General features: G+C 36.2%; 15 protein-coding genes and 1 pseudogene. 6 read left to right on the forward strand and 10 right to left on the reverse strand.

Translation table 11 applies throughout. From position 1 onward, the window contains the following. Positions 1 to 35 precede the first annotated feature (35 nt). Positions 36 to 752, forward strand: coding sequence for a 2,3,4,5-tetrahydropyridine-2,6-dicarboxylate N-acetyltransferase (gene dapD, locus C1N55_RS05350; RefSeq protein ID WP_137727862.1), 717 nt, complete (start codon positions 36 to 38; stop codon positions 750 to 752). A gap of 12 nt (positions 753 to 764) precedes the next feature. Next, on the forward strand, positions 765 to 1,880 hold the full coding sequence (locus C1N55_RS05355; RefSeq protein ID WP_137727863.1) for an N-acetyldiaminopimelate deacetylase: 1,116 nt from the start codon (positions 765 to 767) through the stop codon (positions 1,878 to 1,880). A gap of 83 nt (positions 1,881 to 1,963) precedes the next feature. Here the strand turns inward: C1N55_RS05355 and C1N55_RS05360 are convergent, their stop codons facing one another. The 6 genes from C1N55_RS05360 to C1N55_RS05385 all read right to left on the reverse strand — a co-directional run bounded on the left by C1N55_RS05360 (position 1,964) and on the right by C1N55_RS05385 (position 7,658). Then, positions 1,964 to 3,160 carry an MFS transporter gene (locus tag C1N55_RS05360; protein ID WP_137727864.1) on the reverse strand — a complete coding sequence of 399 codons (1,197 nt, stop codon included), beginning with the start codon at positions 3,158 to 3,160 and terminating at the stop codon, positions 1,964 to 1,966. Between the two features lie 169 nt (positions 3,161 to 3,329). Further along, entirely contained in the window at positions 3,330 to 4,406 is a 1,077-nt protein-coding gene (locus C1N55_RS05365; RefSeq protein WP_137727865.1) for an ABC transporter substrate-binding protein, read from the reverse strand. Next, complete coding sequence (locus C1N55_RS05370) at positions 4,403 to 5,203, reverse strand: ABC transporter permease (protein WP_137727866.1); 801 nt, start codon at positions 5,201 to 5,203, stop codon at positions 4,403 to 4,405. Before C1N55_RS05370 ends, C1N55_RS05365 begins: the two co-directional genes overlap by 4 nt. Next, positions 5,203 to 6,006, reverse strand: a complete 804-nt coding sequence (locus C1N55_RS05375; protein WP_137730544.1) for an ABC transporter permease — start codon at positions 6,004 to 6,006, stop codon at positions 5,203 to 5,205. The genes C1N55_RS05370 and C1N55_RS05375 overlap by 1 nt, the downstream gene beginning before the upstream one ends. After that, the gene (locus tag C1N55_RS05380; protein WP_137727867.1) at positions 5,996 to 7,099 is read right to left on the reverse strand and encodes an ABC transporter ATP-binding protein; all 1,104 of its coding nucleotides are present in this window, start codon (positions 7,097 to 7,099) and stop codon (positions 5,996 to 5,998) included. The genes C1N55_RS05375 and C1N55_RS05380 overlap by 11 nt, the downstream gene beginning before the upstream one ends. A gap of 16 nt (positions 7,100 to 7,115) precedes the next feature. After that, positions 7,116 to 7,658 (reverse strand): helix-turn-helix domain-containing protein, encoded by a 543-nt coding sequence (locus C1N55_RS05385; RefSeq protein WP_137727868.1) that lies wholly within the window; start codon positions 7,656 to 7,658, stop codon positions 7,116 to 7,118. 242 nt (positions 7,659 to 7,900) lie between these two features. Here C1N55_RS05385 and C1N55_RS05390 point away from each other — a divergent pair, with 242 nt between their 5' ends. Together C1N55_RS05390 and C1N55_RS05395 are read left to right on the forward strand one after the other, a co-directional pair. Beyond that, the gene (locus C1N55_RS05390) at positions 7,901 to 8,443 is read left to right on the forward strand and encodes a peroxiredoxin (protein WP_137727869.1); all 543 of its coding nucleotides are present in this window, start codon (positions 7,901 to 7,903) and stop codon (positions 8,441 to 8,443) included. Positions 8,444 to 8,487: 44 nt separating this feature from the next. Continuing rightward, complete coding sequence (locus tag C1N55_RS05395) at positions 8,488 to 8,928, forward strand: TlpA disulfide reductase family protein (RefSeq protein WP_137727870.1); 441 nt, start codon at positions 8,488 to 8,490, stop codon at positions 8,926 to 8,928. A gap of 67 nt (positions 8,929 to 8,995) precedes the next feature. Here C1N55_RS05395 and C1N55_RS20985 read toward each other — a convergent pair. Together C1N55_RS20985 and C1N55_RS20990 are read right to left on the reverse strand one after the other, a co-directional pair. Then, positions 8,996 to 9,378, reverse strand: a pseudogene (locus C1N55_RS20985) (DUF2935 domain-containing protein). Beyond that, positions 9,339 to 9,755 (reverse strand): DUF2935 domain-containing protein, encoded by a 417-nt coding sequence (locus C1N55_RS20990; protein ID WP_370452585.1) that lies wholly within the window; start codon positions 9,753 to 9,755, stop codon positions 9,339 to 9,341. Before C1N55_RS20990 ends, C1N55_RS20985 begins: the two are co-directional and overlap by 40 nt. A gap of 168 nt (positions 9,756 to 9,923) precedes the next feature. Between C1N55_RS20990 and C1N55_RS05405 the strand changes: the two genes are divergently transcribed. Then, complete coding sequence (locus tag C1N55_RS05405; protein ID WP_137727871.1) at positions 9,924 to 10,700, forward strand: class I SAM-dependent methyltransferase; 777 nt, start codon at positions 9,924 to 9,926, stop codon at positions 10,698 to 10,700. Positions 10,701 to 10,791: 91 nt separating this feature from the next. Continuing rightward, positions 10,792 to 11,451, forward strand: coding sequence for a potassium channel family protein (locus tag C1N55_RS05410; protein ID WP_137727872.1), 660 nt, complete (start codon positions 10,792 to 10,794; stop codon positions 11,449 to 11,451). A gap of 132 nt (positions 11,452 to 11,583) precedes the next feature. Here the strand turns inward: C1N55_RS05410 and rnjA are convergent, their stop codons facing one another. Next, complete coding sequence (gene rnjA / locus C1N55_RS05415; protein ID WP_137727873.1) at positions 11,584 to 13,251, reverse strand: ribonuclease J1; 1,668 nt, start codon at positions 13,249 to 13,251, stop codon at positions 11,584 to 11,586. A 6-nt stretch (positions 13,252 to 13,257) separates the two neighbouring features. Then, the gene (locus C1N55_RS05420; RefSeq protein WP_137727874.1) at positions 13,258 to 13,467 is read right to left on the reverse strand and encodes a DNA-dependent RNA polymerase subunit epsilon; all 210 of its coding nucleotides are present in this window, start codon (positions 13,465 to 13,467) and stop codon (positions 13,258 to 13,260) included. Positions 13,468 to 13,949: the final 482 nt, after the last annotated feature.

Genomic DNA, 13,949 nt, shown 5'->3' on the forward strand with positions numbered 1-13,949 from the left:
GTGAATGCATTTTACATAGATAAGGAGATTTAACAATGACTAAAAAATTAAATGCACAAGAAATTATTCAATTTATCTCAGATTCTAAAAAAGTAACACCTGTAAAAGTTTATGTTAAGGGTGAAAGTGTTGCTTCTTTATCATATGGAGAAAATTCTAAGGTTTTCGGTGAAGGAAATAGCGCAGTTGTTTTCGGTGAATGGAATGAAATCGAAGCAAGCTTAAAAGAGCACGGCAATCAAATTGCGGACTATGTAATTGAAAATGACCGTCGTAACTCTGGCGTTCCTTTACTAGATTTAAAATATCAAAATGCACGTATTGAGCCAGGTGCGATTATTCGTGATCAAGTAACAATTGGTGATAATGCAGTTATCATGATGGGTGCAATCATTAATATCGGTGCTGAAATTGGTGAAAAAACAATGATCGATATGGGTGCTGTATTAGGCGGGCGTGCAACTGTAGGTAAGGGATGCCATATTGGCGCAGGTACAGTTCTAGCAGGTGTAATCGAACCACCATCAGCCACTCCAGTAATTATTGAAGATGATGTTGTAATTGGTGCAAACGCTGTTGTATTAGAAGGTGTACGAGTAGGCCAAGGTGCAGTTGTTGCAGCAGGTGCAATCGTTATTAGTGATGTTGAGCCGTATACAGTTGTAGGTGGAGTACCTGCACGCGTTTTAAAACAATTAGATGAAAAAACAAAATCTAAAACTGAAATAATTGATGCACTAAGAAATATTTAAGAAGGTGTTAGGATGGATACACTCATTCAAATTCGAAGAGAGTTACATCAAATACCCGAGTTAGGATTTCAAGAATTCAAAACTCAAGCGTATTTGCTTGATAAAATCTCTCAATTTCCACAAGAACATTTAAATGTTATAACTTGGAAAACAGGTATTGTGGTGAAAATTGACGGTAGTAATCCATCTAAGACAATTGGTTGGCGTTCAGACATTGATGGTTTACCTATTGTTGAGGAAACAGGGTTAACGTTTTCATCCACTCATGAAGGGAAGATGCATGCATGTGGCCACGATTGCCATATGACAATCGCACTTGGCTTAGTTGAAGCTTTAGCTGTATCACCCCCAACACAAAACGTTGTCGTGTACTTCCAGCCTGCTGAAGAAGGTCCTGGTGGGGCGGAGCCTATGTTAAATTGGTTAAAAGCAGAGAGACCGGATCTTTTGGCGGATGAAATCTATGCCTTACATATCGCTCCTGAATACCCCGTGGGGACAGTGGCGACTCGTCCAGGTCTTTTATTTGCCAATACTTCAGAGCTATTTATTGATCTAAAAGGTTTAGGCGGACATGCTGCATATCCTCATAAGACAAGGGATATGACAGTCGCAGCTGCGAACTTGATCGTACAATTACAGACGATTGTTAGTCGTAATGTTAATCCAATGGACAGTGCTGTGGTAACTATCGGAAAACTGACTTCAGGTACAGTCCAAAATATTATTGCCGAGAATGCAAGATTAGAAGGAACAATTCGTACGCTTAATGCAGAGGCTATGGCTGAAGTAAAAAAGCGAATTGAAGCCATTTGCGCTGGAATTGAAGCCTCTTTTGAATGTGAAATTCACATAGATTATGGATCTATGTATTATGAGGTAAATAATGATTCTGAATGTGCAAAAAAGTTACTGGATTTTGCGGAAGAATTCGAGGGTGCAACCTCATATGAATGTCCTGCCGCAATGACTGGCGAAGATTTTGGCTATTTCATAAAAGATATACCAGGCGCAATGTTTTGGTCTGGAGCTAATTGTGAATATGGCTTACACCATGCAAAAATCAACCCTGATGAGAAGTTGCTTTCATTTAATGCGAATTTCGTGGAACAATTTATCAGAAATTAATAAAACAAAAAATGGAAATGTCCTCATAGGGCATTTCCATTTTCATTTTGTGGGAATAAAAAGGCAATAACATGACCGATTTATTAAGCTGATGGTTTTAGTAAGCCAGGAGATTTTTTCAATGTCCAAACTAAAGCCAAAACAAAGCAACCTAATAAAATTACAGCCCCTAATATGAATGGAATAGACAAATGCCATTCTAATAATACTCCAGCAAGTGCAGGACCAATCATATTGCCCAAACTCATATAGGCGTTGTTCATACCAGCCGCAAATCCTTGCTCATTTCCAGCAAACTTGGAAATCAATGTATTTACTGCTGGGCGAATAAATACTGTAGCAATTTGGAATAAGGTTGCTACAGCTAAAATAATGAAGAACCCGCCAACAAAAACCATGAAGACCATTGTTATGGCAGCTGCCACTAAATTAACTAAAATAACCTTCATTTCACCAAAACGCTTGAACAATTTATCAATAATAAACATTTGAAGTATTACACCAGCGAAACCACCTACAGTGATGACAATGGCAATATCTGTTGGTGAGTAATCAAATTTATAGGTTAAGAACATTGATAGGGTTGATTGGAAATTTGAAATACCAAAACTAAAAGTAAATACAATAATTAAAATAACAAAATAAGGTGTTTTAACGGAACGAACTAATTGATTCAAAATGTTTTCTCTAGGTGCATTTTTTACCGCATCGTTTATTTGTGGCTGAACATTCGGTAGTACAATATACGAAAGTAGAGCTGCGACTAAAGCGACAACTCCAGCTAAATAGAATGGGAAATGTAAATTAACATTTGCCAGAAATCCTCCTAATGCAGGGCCAATCATAAATCCTAGAGAGATGGCTGCTCCAATTAATCCCATACCTTTCCCGCGTTCTTCAATGGTTGTGATATCAGCCACATAAGCCATAATTGTTGTCATAATGAACGCAGCACCGAAACCACTTAAGAAGCGGCCTAAGTATAAAATCCAAACATCAGTAGCTAGGCCAAAAATGATTTGTGAAATTCCGTAAATAATGAGTCCGCCTATAATAAATATTTTCCGGCCGAATCGATCCGACAAATTTCCAGCGATCGGTGAAAATAAAAATTGCGCTAATGCAAAAACTGCGATTAAAGAACCGTAGACTTCGCCACCAACACCGAAAATATCTAAATAGGAAGGTAGTACAGGAATAACAATTCCTACACCACCCATGGTAATAAACATATTAAGCATTAAAATCGATAAAGCTAATTTTTTCTTTTTCTGTGACATCCCAGTCCACCTTTCCCCTTACATGTATCCCCAAAAAGTAAATTAATTCGTGTATCTAAAAGCTTATCATATTGTATATCGATTAACTACATATAAAAAGAGGTCTTTAGGCTGATATTCGATAGAAAAGTCGATGATATTCATAGAAGAATGTCATCGACTAAAAGAATTAACGTATACTCATTTTAAACTTAAGGAAATATTCATTATATTTTCCTAACCATCGTAAACCAAGGTTTTCATAAACCTCTAATTTATCACGAAGCTCCTCATCAGGATAGAATCGTTCGTCTTCTATTACTTCTGGATCCATTAGTTCCATGGCTGCAGCGTTTGGTGTAGAGTAGCCAACATAATCATTATTTTGTGCAGAATTTTCAGCATCTAACATAAAGTTGATAAAGGCATGAGCACCCTCTAAATTCGCTGCAGTTTTAGGAATCACGAAATTATCAAACCATAAATTAGATCCTTCTTCAGGAACGGCAAAATCAAGCTCTTCATTTTCCCACATCATATCGGCCGCCTGACCAGACCAAGTAAGGGCGACAGTTGCCTCGTTGTTAATCATAAGAGGTGTTATTTCATCCCCGATAATCGCTTTAATATTAGGTGATAATGTAATTAATTTATCGGTTGCTTGACGAAGAAGGGTCTCATCTTTCGCATTAAGTGATTCGCCTAAGGAGTTAAGCCCCATTCCCATTACTTCACGAGCTCCATCTACTAAAAATACTTTTTCTTTTAAAGATGGGTCCCAAAGATCTTCCCAGGATGTAAAGTCTAAATGATCGGCAACTAGGCTTGGATTATAAACTATGCCAACCGTTCCCCAGAAATAAGGAATAGAATATTTGTTTCCTGGGTCAAATGCCAAGTCCAAAAAATAAGGGTCAATATTTTGTAAATTTGGAAGCTTAGAATGATCAATTGGTAACAATAAGTCTTTTTCCTTCATCATCTCAACCATATATTCGGATGGAACAGCCACATCATAAGCAGAACCGCCTTGTTCTACTTTAGTCATCATGGCCTCGTTTGAATCGAACGTTTCATAAATGACTTTAATGCCTGTTTCTTCAGTAAATTGATCAATTATATCAGGATCGATATACTCGCCCCAGTTATAGACGGTGATCGTATCTTTGCTTCCAGCAGAACCTGCTGATTCTAATCGATCTGCCATAAAGAATAGGAGGGCACAGACGACTATGATAGCTACAGTAGCTTGAACTAATGATTTCATCGTTGTACCTCCTCACTTACTCGTTTTCTACGATTTGTTACAGTGTAGTAGCCAATAACAACTAAAACAGTTACAAAGAAGACAAGTCCCGAAATCGCATTTACTGTTAAAGAGATTCCTGTTCTTGCCATCGAATAAATTTCAATGGATAGGGTAGAAAATCCGTTCCCTGTAACGAAAAAAGTAACAGCGAAATCATCTAATGAATAGGTTAGGGCTAAGAAGAACCCTGCAAAAATTCCCGGTTGAATATAGGGAAGAATAACTCGAGTTAATACATCCCGTTTAGATGCTCCTAAGTCACGTGCAGCATCAATAAGCGATGTATTCATTTCTAAAAGCTTTGGTAAAACCATCAAAACTACTATAGGAATACTAAAGGCCACATGGGAGACTAAAACAGATGTAAAACCTAATTTTACCCCAATCATTGTAAATAAAATTAAGAAACTTGCCCCAATGACCACATCAGGACTTACGATTAAAACGTTATTTAATGAAAGTATTGTGTTCCGCATTTTTTTATCCTTAATAGAGACAATTCCAATTGCACCTAATGTACCAATAATTGTAGCAATCAAACCTGACAATAGGGCGATGATAACTGTATTAATCAAAATAACTATAAGTCGGGAGTCTTCAAATACTGCTTGATAATGGTCTAATGTGAAGGACTCGAAGCTATTCATGGAGCCGCCACTATTAAATGAATAAAAAATTAGGTAGAAAATTGGTGCATATAAAACAATAAAAACAAGTAATAAATAGATTTTTGAGGCAGTTGATAATTTTTTCATTATGCACGGCCTCCCTTCTTCTGACCAGTCAGAAGCATAATGATAACCATAATAATAATTAAGAATACAGCGATCGTTGAGCCCATACCCCAGTTTTGTGAAACAAGGAATTGTTGCTCAATCGCAGTACCTAGAGTGATGACTTGGTTACCGGCAATTAAGCGTGTAATCATGAATAATGATAGTGCTGGTATAAAGGTTACTTGAATCCCGGATTTTACACCGTCAATTGTTAAAGGAAAAATAACACGACGGAAAGTTGTAAAACTAGAAGCACCTAAATCACGTGCTGCATACACTAGTGTCGGGTTCAATTTATCAAGTGAGTTGAAAATTGGAATAATCATAAATGGAATAAAAATATAAACTGAAACAAATATGAAACTGAAATCTGTAAACAGAATTTGCTGTGCATCCAGTCCAAATACCTCTAGAAAGGCATTTATAGGACCGTATAATCCGAAAATCCCGATAAAAGCATAAGTCTTTAATAATAAGTTAATCCAAGAGGGAATAATAATCAGCATTAACCATAGATGCTTATGCTTTGTTTTAGTTAATAGAAAAGCAGTTGGGTAAGCAATTAGTAAAGTAAATAGTGTGATTAAGAAGGCATACCAAAAGCTTGTTAGCGTCATTTTTAAATATACGGTAGAAAAGAAAGCCGAATAGTTAGCTAATGTAAAATTCCCATTTAAGTCTAACATTGAATAATATACGATTAAGACGATTGGCGCGATGACAAATAATGCTATCCATAGGTAATAGGGAAATAGCGAGCCCTTAGAAGCTTTATTGAACATTTTCATCTTCTCCGTAAGCTTCCAAACGTTTATCGAATTCTTCTTCTGTTTCGTTTAGACGCATTACATGAATACTTTCAGGATCAAAGTCTAAGCCAATTTGTTCGCCTACATCTGCCTTTTTAAGTGAATGCACAAGCCATTCATTGCCATCTTTATCGTAAGTGGATAATTCATAATGAACACCACGGAATAATTGTGTATCAACAGTAACAACAAGTTTTCCTTTATCTATAGTAGTTATTTCTAAATCCTCAGGACGAATCACGATATCAATTTTCTCATTTGGTCGCATACCTTGGTCAACACAATCGAATGTTTTGCCGGTAAATTGAACTTTGAAGTCTTCAATCATAACGCCATCCACAATATTTGACTCACCAATAAAATCGGCAACAAAACGGTTAATTGGCTCATCATATATATCTACTGGAGTCCCGGATTGTTGGATTTCACCATCGTTAATAACGAAAATTTCATCGGACATGGCTAGAGCTTCTTCTTGATCATGCGTTACAAAGACAAAGGTTTTCCCTAAACGTTGCTGTAGCTCACGAAGCTCATATTGCATTTCTGAACGAAGCTTCAAATCCAGTGCAGATAAGGGCTCGTCCAAAAGAATGACTTCCGGATCATTTACAATCGCACGGGCAATGGCCACACGTTGACGTTGGCCACCAGACATTTCCGAGATTTCGCGATTTCCATATCCGCCTAGATTAACGAATTTTAAAGCTTCCAAAACTCGTTCTTGAATTTCTTTTTCTTTCAGCTTTTTAATTCGTAGACCGAAAGCGACATTTTCAAATACGTTTAAATGCGGAAATAAGGCATAGTCTTGAAAAACGGTATTTACCTGACGTTCATTGGCGGGAATTTGATTTATTTTTTTATCATTAAAGTAAATCGAACCTTCAGTAGGATCCGTGAATCCAGCAATAATACGTAGAATGGTCGTTTTTCCGCACCCAGAAGGACCTAAAAGGGTATAGAACTTTCCTCTTTCAAGTTCAAAATTAATATTTTTTAATACAACTGTTCCATCATCATACGATTTTGAAACATTCTCAAATCGAATAATTGTATCGTTCATTCTCTTGCCTCCTAAACTATAAATAAGAATCTGTTGCAACTAGTAAAATTTGAGTTTCTGCATTGTTAGCGTTAAAAATTTGATGATTCGTGGAAGCTTCATAGTAAATAGCATTTCCTTCACAAGCGATATATTCGTTTTTGCCTAAGACCACCCGTATCCGACCCTTTAATACATAGATAAATGTCTCAGCTAAAGAAGGTTCGAATTGTTTATATTCGCCATCCTTTTGAAGTGTTATAAGGACTGGTTCCATTTCTTTTTCATTGGAAGTTGGAATCAGCCATTGAATCTTATATTTTTTATCTTCATCTGTATATGAGGTTTGGTCTTCTACGTTATAGATTACTTTTTGTTCTTGTAACGAGTCGTCAAAGAATTCTTTTGGGGTAGTGCCCAACACTTCCAAAATAGAAAATAATGTTTCAATTGATGGCGAATTTAAATCACGTTCTAGTTGAGAGAGATATCCTTTTGTTAAATCAGTTCTTTCACCTAATTCTTCCTGTGTCAGTCCTTTTTTAAGTCGTAATGCTTTAATTTTCGCACCAATTTGCACTTGAATAGCTCCTTATTTGTTTAATATACATAAACTTAAAGTATGAAAGTTTACTATTTAAAAACTTAATGTTTACTATTATGATACTATTATACAGAATCGCATAAGCAATTCAAGAGAAGTTTTTGAAAGATTTTCCTAGAAAAATGAACCTATTTACTATACTTATTTTCTTCAACTTATCAAAAAAGAATACTTCAATGTTGGTTTTTACTATGAACTTCTAAATGGGGGAAACGAAAATGATAGATTTACAGGTCGGCAAACCAGCGCCAGATTTTATAATGGATGCCGTTATGCCCGATAAGTCTTTTGGAAAAGTTTCATTAGAAGAAAACATAAAAAAAGAAAAATGGACGGTTTTATTTTTTTACCCGATGGATTTTACTTTTGTGTGTCCAACTGAAATTACGGAGATGTCCGATTATCACGATGAATTTGATGAACTTGATGCAGTGGTGTTAGGTGTTTCCACTGATACGGTTTATACACACTTAGCTTGGATCAATACAGAACGTACAAAAAATGGTCTTGGTCAACTTCAATACCCTCTAGCAGCGGACCATAATCACCAGGTGGCAAAAAAGTACGGCGTTTTAGTTGAAGAAGAGGGGATTGCGCTTAGAGGATTATTTATTATTAATCCCGAGGGTGAGCTTCAATATCAAGTAATCCATCATAATAATATTGGGCGTGATATTGAAGAGGTGTTACGTGTTCTGCAAGCGTTGCAAACAGGGGGTTTATGTCCGGCAAGCTGGCGTCCAGGTGACGATACATTATAAATTCAAAATCGGGGGCTGTACAATTCTTTTAAGGAGGAGGTTAAATGAAATTACGTTCCAAAATGCCTGACTTAATTGGTGAAGCGGACTGGTTAAATGGCAAGGTCAAGCGGGAGAATTTAATAGGAGAAAAGCCAACTATCATACATTTTTGGTCTTTGAGCTGTTACGATTGTTTAGAGAGTTTGCCTGAACTGAATAGATTTAGAGTTAAGTACCATGAACAAGTTAATTTTCTAGCAGTCCATATGCCAAGGTCAAAGGAAGATATGGACATAGGAAAAATAAAAAAAACTGCCCGTAAATATAAATTAACACAGCCTATTTTTATTGATAATCAAATGACGCTAACAGACACTTTCAATAATCAGTATGTGCCTGCTTATTACCTATTCGATCGTAATGGGATGCTTCGTCACTATCAGGTAGGAGGAAGTGGCATGAAGATGTTAGAAAAAAGAGTGGTTAAACTTTTAAATGAATGATAAGCAAAGGGAAGAAGAAAAGTTAGAAAAGTGTAGACTTTAGATTATAGTCTACACTTTTTGTTATTTATGCCTGATTAGATTGTGCAAGCTTCATTAAATAATATTGTTCTTCTCTAGCCATATGGTCCGCCATCAAAGGAGACAAAACTCCTAGGCTTTCCGCATTTATCTCCATTTCCTCAAGCTCATTTAAAAAAGTTTTGAAGAGGCTCATTTCTATTTCAACATCCTTATTAAATTTCGAGAGTGAAGGAAACCTGTGGATATTTGTTGCAAAAATCCTGTTAGTTCAACTGCTTTTAAGTAAAAATCGTCAAAATGCTTCGTAAAGGTTTGACTTTTTTCTTTCAGCCGTCTTTCAACTCCGTCCAGCCTATCATTAATAGCACCTGCATGCCCGGACGCATCTAATAGCCAAAGTAAATGATGGTGTAGCTCGTGGAAAATTGGAGGAGTTTTTCCTGCTTCAAGTAACCAATGATTCTTTGAAACTCTTCCAGTTCATTTACCATATGATTTACAAAGCTTGGAGTAAGATGAATCTTCATTTGCCCGGTAATATGACGTCTTATTATAGAGAGCTTTAAAGCCTTTAGTTCGTTTACTGCTTCTTCCACCTTATTTGTAAAAGGGAGGATTGTGGTCTCGTTTTGCTGTTTTAATTGGGCGTGAAATTGGTCAAATACCTGTATAAATTGAGAAGCTTTCGCAATATCCTCTTTCTCAGATGGATAAAGGGAGTCACGTATAAATCTAGAATGGTCTCCTAATATCCTCAACCAAAACTGATGTTCAAATATAGCACTTTCAAAAAAGAGAGCCAAGCTGTATACGCCTCCTTGGTTAGCACATAAGTATATGGTATTCATATGGTTATGGGTTTATTAAAAAAATAGTCTTATTACCTTTACTTATAAGGCTGATAATTTATAGGAAATATTCAAGGTTGAGAGTTTCGCAGTAAAATTAAGATTGGAATAGGAGGGATAGTCATGGTAAATACAGTGAACGATCAATGGAATGCCCATTTGTATGATAAAAGCCATTCTTTTGTATCACAGTATGGTATAGATTTAATTCAATTTCTAGCACCAATGGAAAATGAAAAGATTCTGGATCTCGGTTGTGGTACAGGAGATTTAGCACGGCAAATGAAGGATTTGGGTGCTAATGTAATAGGTGTGGATAAATCCGCCAATATGATTGAACAAGCGAGAAATAAATATGAAGAGATAGCATTTGAAGTGAAGGATGCTACTGAATTACTTTATAAGAACGAATTTGATGCTGTTTTTTCAAATGCAACACTACATTGGGTAAAAACACCAGAAAAAGCACTGAATTGCATTCAGAACAGCTTAAAACAAGGAGGAAGGTTTGTAGCAGAGTTTGGTGGGAAAGGGAATGTACAGACCATAACAAATGAAATAATAAGGGAAATAAAAACACTGGGAATGGATTTTAGTGAAGAACAGTTTCCATGGTTTTATCCAAGTATTGCCGAGTATACCTCTCTAATGGAGGAGGTAGGCTTTAGAGTAACATTGGCGCAGCACTATGATCGGCCAACAAAATTAGATGGTGAGCTCGGCTTGCAAAATTGGATTGAAATGTTTGGTGCTCAATTGTTTAACGGTATTGATGAAAAACAGAAGCAGAACATAATTAAGCGTGTTGAGCATAATTTAAAAAATATTCTATATAAAGAGGGCAATTGGTTTGCCGACTATAAAAGAATACGAGTTATTGGTGTGAAAAGCAGTTACTAAAACTTTTAACAAATTTTTCAAAGGATATTTGTACAAAATAATAACACTAAGTTAAAATAGTAGCATTGATGATTATGTACGGAGGTTCAAGATGAAAAAAGAATTTGTAGTAGTAGGTTTAGGCCGTTTCGGTGGGAGTATTGTAAGAGAGTTGATTCGCTTAGGGGCAGACGTATTAGCAATTGATACGGAAGCGGAACGAGTAGATGAATATGCAAAAATTGCAACTCAAGCTGTAATTGCGGATACAACAGATGAAGAAGTAATTAAGTCGCTTGGTTTGCGCAATTTTGAACATGTAATTATTGCAATTGGTGAAAATATTCAAGCTAGTATTTTAACAACGCTAATTTTAAAGGATCTTGGTGTGGAGCAAATTACTGTTAAAGCACAAAATGATTATCACGCAAGAGTTCTCCATAAAATTGGAGCAGATCATGTGGTGCATCCAGAGCGAGATATGGGGATTCGGATTGCGAACAATATGATGTCGAGCAATGTATTAGACTACTTAGAGCTCTCAGATGAACATTCAATTATGGAAATTCGAGCAAATGATCGAATTGCCGGTTCTTCACTAATTGATTTGGATATTCGAGCAAATTATGGTATTAACATTGTCGGAATCAAAAGGGGAGAATCAATTCTAATCTCTCCCGCAGCAGATGACAAAATATTGCTTGGTGATATTTTATTGGTAATAGGTGCTGATGTAGATATTAATCGATTTGTGAAAAAAATGATGAGCTAATCCAGGATTATCAGGATTTTTAAAGGATTTTCAAAAAACAAGTGTATCTTATAATGAAGCGGGTTAAACAGTATCCAAACCTTACACAAATCAAAAAAGGTTGTCCAAAATCGGACAACCTTTTATTAATGCCTAAACTTCCATTATAATAGGTAAAATCATTGGACGACGTTTTGTTTTCTCAAATAAATAAGGACCTAAAACGTCTGTAATTTCGTTCTTCATTTCAGTCCATTGAGTAGACTTTACTTGAACCATTTCGTTCAAATGATTGTTTAACATTTTTTGAGCTTCACTGATTAGTGAGCCTGATTCACGCATATAGACAAATCCACGTGAAATGATGTCAGGACCGGCTACAAGCTTTTGCTTCTTCATATCGACACTTACAACGACGATGACTAAACCTTCCTCAGAAAGGATACGTCGATCGCGTAACACGATATTACCGATGTCACCAATACCACTTCCATCAATATATACATCTCCAGAAGGGATTTTTCCTGCAACATGAGCTTCATTTGCGCTTAAAGCAAGCACTTCGCCATTTTCCATGACAAAGGTATTATCAATCAGTACATCGCAATCCTCTGCTAGTTTAGTATGCATTTTGAGCATGCGATACTCACCATGGATTGGCATAAAGAACTTTGGTTTCATAAGTCGAAGCATTAACTTTTGTTCTTCCTGTGAACCGTGTCCAGATGTATGAATATTGTTTAAAGAACCGTGGATGACTTCTGCACCAGCGCGGAATAATAGGTTAATAATCTTATTAACACTCATTTGATTTCCTGGGATTGGTGAAGAAGAGAATACTACAGTATCTCCAGGTTGAATTTGAATTTGTCTATGTGTACCATTTGCAATTCGGGATAAAGCTGCCATTGGTTCACCTTGAGAACCTGTACATAAAATGAGTACTTCATTTGCAGGTAAACGATTAATCGTTTGGGCATCAACAAATGTTTCTTTAGGTGCTGTAATATACCCTAATTCACGTCCGATAGATATGGCATTATCCATTGAACGTCCAAATACAGCAATTTTACGACCGAATTGGGCAGCAGCGTCTGTTACTTGCTGTAGTCGATGGATATTGGAAGCGAATGTCGCGAATATAATACGACCATCTACTTTACGTAAAATATCATCTATGCTTTCGCCAACCTTACGTTCAGACATTGTAAAGTTTGGTACTTCTGCATTTGTACTATCAGAAAGTAGGCAAAGAACACCATCACGGCCAATTTCGGCCATTTTAGTTAAGTTCGCTGGTTCTCCTACTGGCGTGAAGTCAAACTTAAAATCTCCTGTATGGACAATATTGCCAGGAGGTGTTTTCACAACAATTCCAAATGCATCTGGAATACTGTGAGTAGTTCGGAAGAAGCTTACAGATGTTTTTCTAAATTTGATAACATCGTCTTCCTTGATTTCAATTAGCTTTGTCGTACGTAGTAAACCGTGCTCGTCTAATTTATTTCTCAATAAACCCAGAGCAAGCTTGCCACCGTATACTGGAATATTCAATTGGCGTAAAAGGTAAGGGATACCGCCAATATGATCTTCGTGGCCGTGGGTAATAAATAACCCTTTAATTTTGTCGACATTACGTACTAAATAAGTGTAATCCGGGATAACATAGTCGATTCCTAATAAATCGTCATCCGGAAATTTAATTCCAGCATCGATTACAATAATTTCATCCTGGAATTGTACTGCATATGTGTTTTTTCCGATTTCGCCCAGTCCGCCGAGAGCGAATACCGCTGCTTGATCATTTTTTACAAATTTCATAATGATCTAAGCATTCTCCAAGTTGAAGTTTGGGCTATTTTTTTCATATTCTAAATAATTGCCCTCAAGTAATTGGATATACTCGATGTTGTAATTGCGATCTTTTAAATAGCTGCGCACTTCTCTTTCTGAAGCTGCTTCTAAATAAAGACTTTTAGTATTTTCGCGAACTGGTACCTCTTGAGCGTTTTCTTGGTAATAAACTTTGTAAATCATGATTTCTCTCCTTTAATTAACGTACATTTACGTGCATCGTATAGATTATTTAAAGTGAACTACTTGCCATAAAAAGAGTAGCGTTAGAATTGCATAATTTAAAGATAATAAAAGATGATATATCAAAAGCTACTGATTTTGCAAAAAGCTTTATCTTCTTTTCATAATTTTTCTTAACACGAAAAAACACTTGTACCTATTTTACCATCAATTGGTTAAAGAGTCTTGTTCTACTGATAAGGTAATTTAAAAATTTATCCAGAATAGGTTTAGTCAACTTGTCTAGTCGCCGTCTAATTATGGAATACATTGATTGTATAATAGGATAGTGTTTGTCCTTCCTAAAATGAAAGAAGATAAATGTCAATAATCTTTGTTAAAGATGCATTTCCTTTATATTATCATGCGTCTGTCTTAAAATAAAGAAAAGCCCTCCAATTTGAAGGGCTTAAGCGATTGATTTTTTTCCGAGGAGGCCATTT

It is taken from the genome of Lysinibacillus sp. SGAir0095 (assembly GCF_005491425.1).
Taxonomy (GTDB): Bacteria; Bacillota; Bacilli; order Bacillales_A; family Planococcaceae; genus Ureibacillus.

Bases quoted from the DNA above. Each gene is read 5' to 3' on its own strand.
- C1N55_RS05405 (WP_137727871.1), top strand. From the start codon at position 9,924: ATGGTAAATACAGTGAACGATCAATGGAATGCCCATTTGTATGATAAA.
- C1N55_RS05365 (WP_137727865.1), bottom strand. From the start codon at position 4,406: ATGAAATCATTAGTTCAAGCTACTGTAGCTATCATAGTCGTCTGTGCC.
- C1N55_RS05420 (WP_137727874.1), bottom strand. From the start codon at position 13,467: ATGATTTACAAAGTTTATTACCAAGAAAACGCTCAAGAGGTACCAGTT.
- rnjA (WP_137727873.1), bottom strand. From the start codon at position 13,251: ATGAAATTTGTAAAAAATGATCAAGCAGCGGTATTCGCTCTCGGCGGA.
- C1N55_RS05390 (WP_137727869.1), top strand. From the start codon at position 7,901: ATGATAGATTTACAGGTCGGCAAACCAGCGCCAGATTTTATAATGGAT.
- C1N55_RS05370 (WP_137727866.1), bottom strand. From the start codon at position 5,203: ATGAAAAAATTATCAACTGCCTCAAAAATCTATTTATTACTTGTTTTT.
- C1N55_RS05355 (WP_137727863.1), top strand. From the start codon at position 765: ATGGATACACTCATTCAAATTCGAAGAGAGTTACATCAAATACCCGAG.
- C1N55_RS05410 (WP_137727872.1), top strand. From the start codon at position 10,792: ATGAAAAAAGAATTTGTAGTAGTAGGTTTAGGCCGTTTCGGTGGGAGT.
- C1N55_RS05380 (WP_137727867.1), bottom strand. From the start codon at position 7,099: ATGAACGATACAATTATTCGATTTGAGAATGTTTCAAAATCGTATGAT.
- C1N55_RS05395 (WP_137727870.1), top strand. From the start codon at position 8,488: ATGAAATTACGTTCCAAAATGCCTGACTTAATTGGTGAAGCGGACTGG.
- C1N55_RS05360 (WP_137727864.1), bottom strand. From the start codon at position 3,160: ATGTCACAGAAAAAGAAAAAATTAGCTTTATCGATTTTAATGCTTAAT.
- dapD (WP_137727862.1), top strand. From the start codon at position 36: ATGACTAAAAAATTAAATGCACAAGAAATTATTCAATTTATCTCAGAT.
- C1N55_RS05375 (WP_137730544.1), bottom strand. From the start codon at position 6,006: ATGTTCAATAAAGCTTCTAAGGGCTCGCTATTTCCCTATTACCTATGG.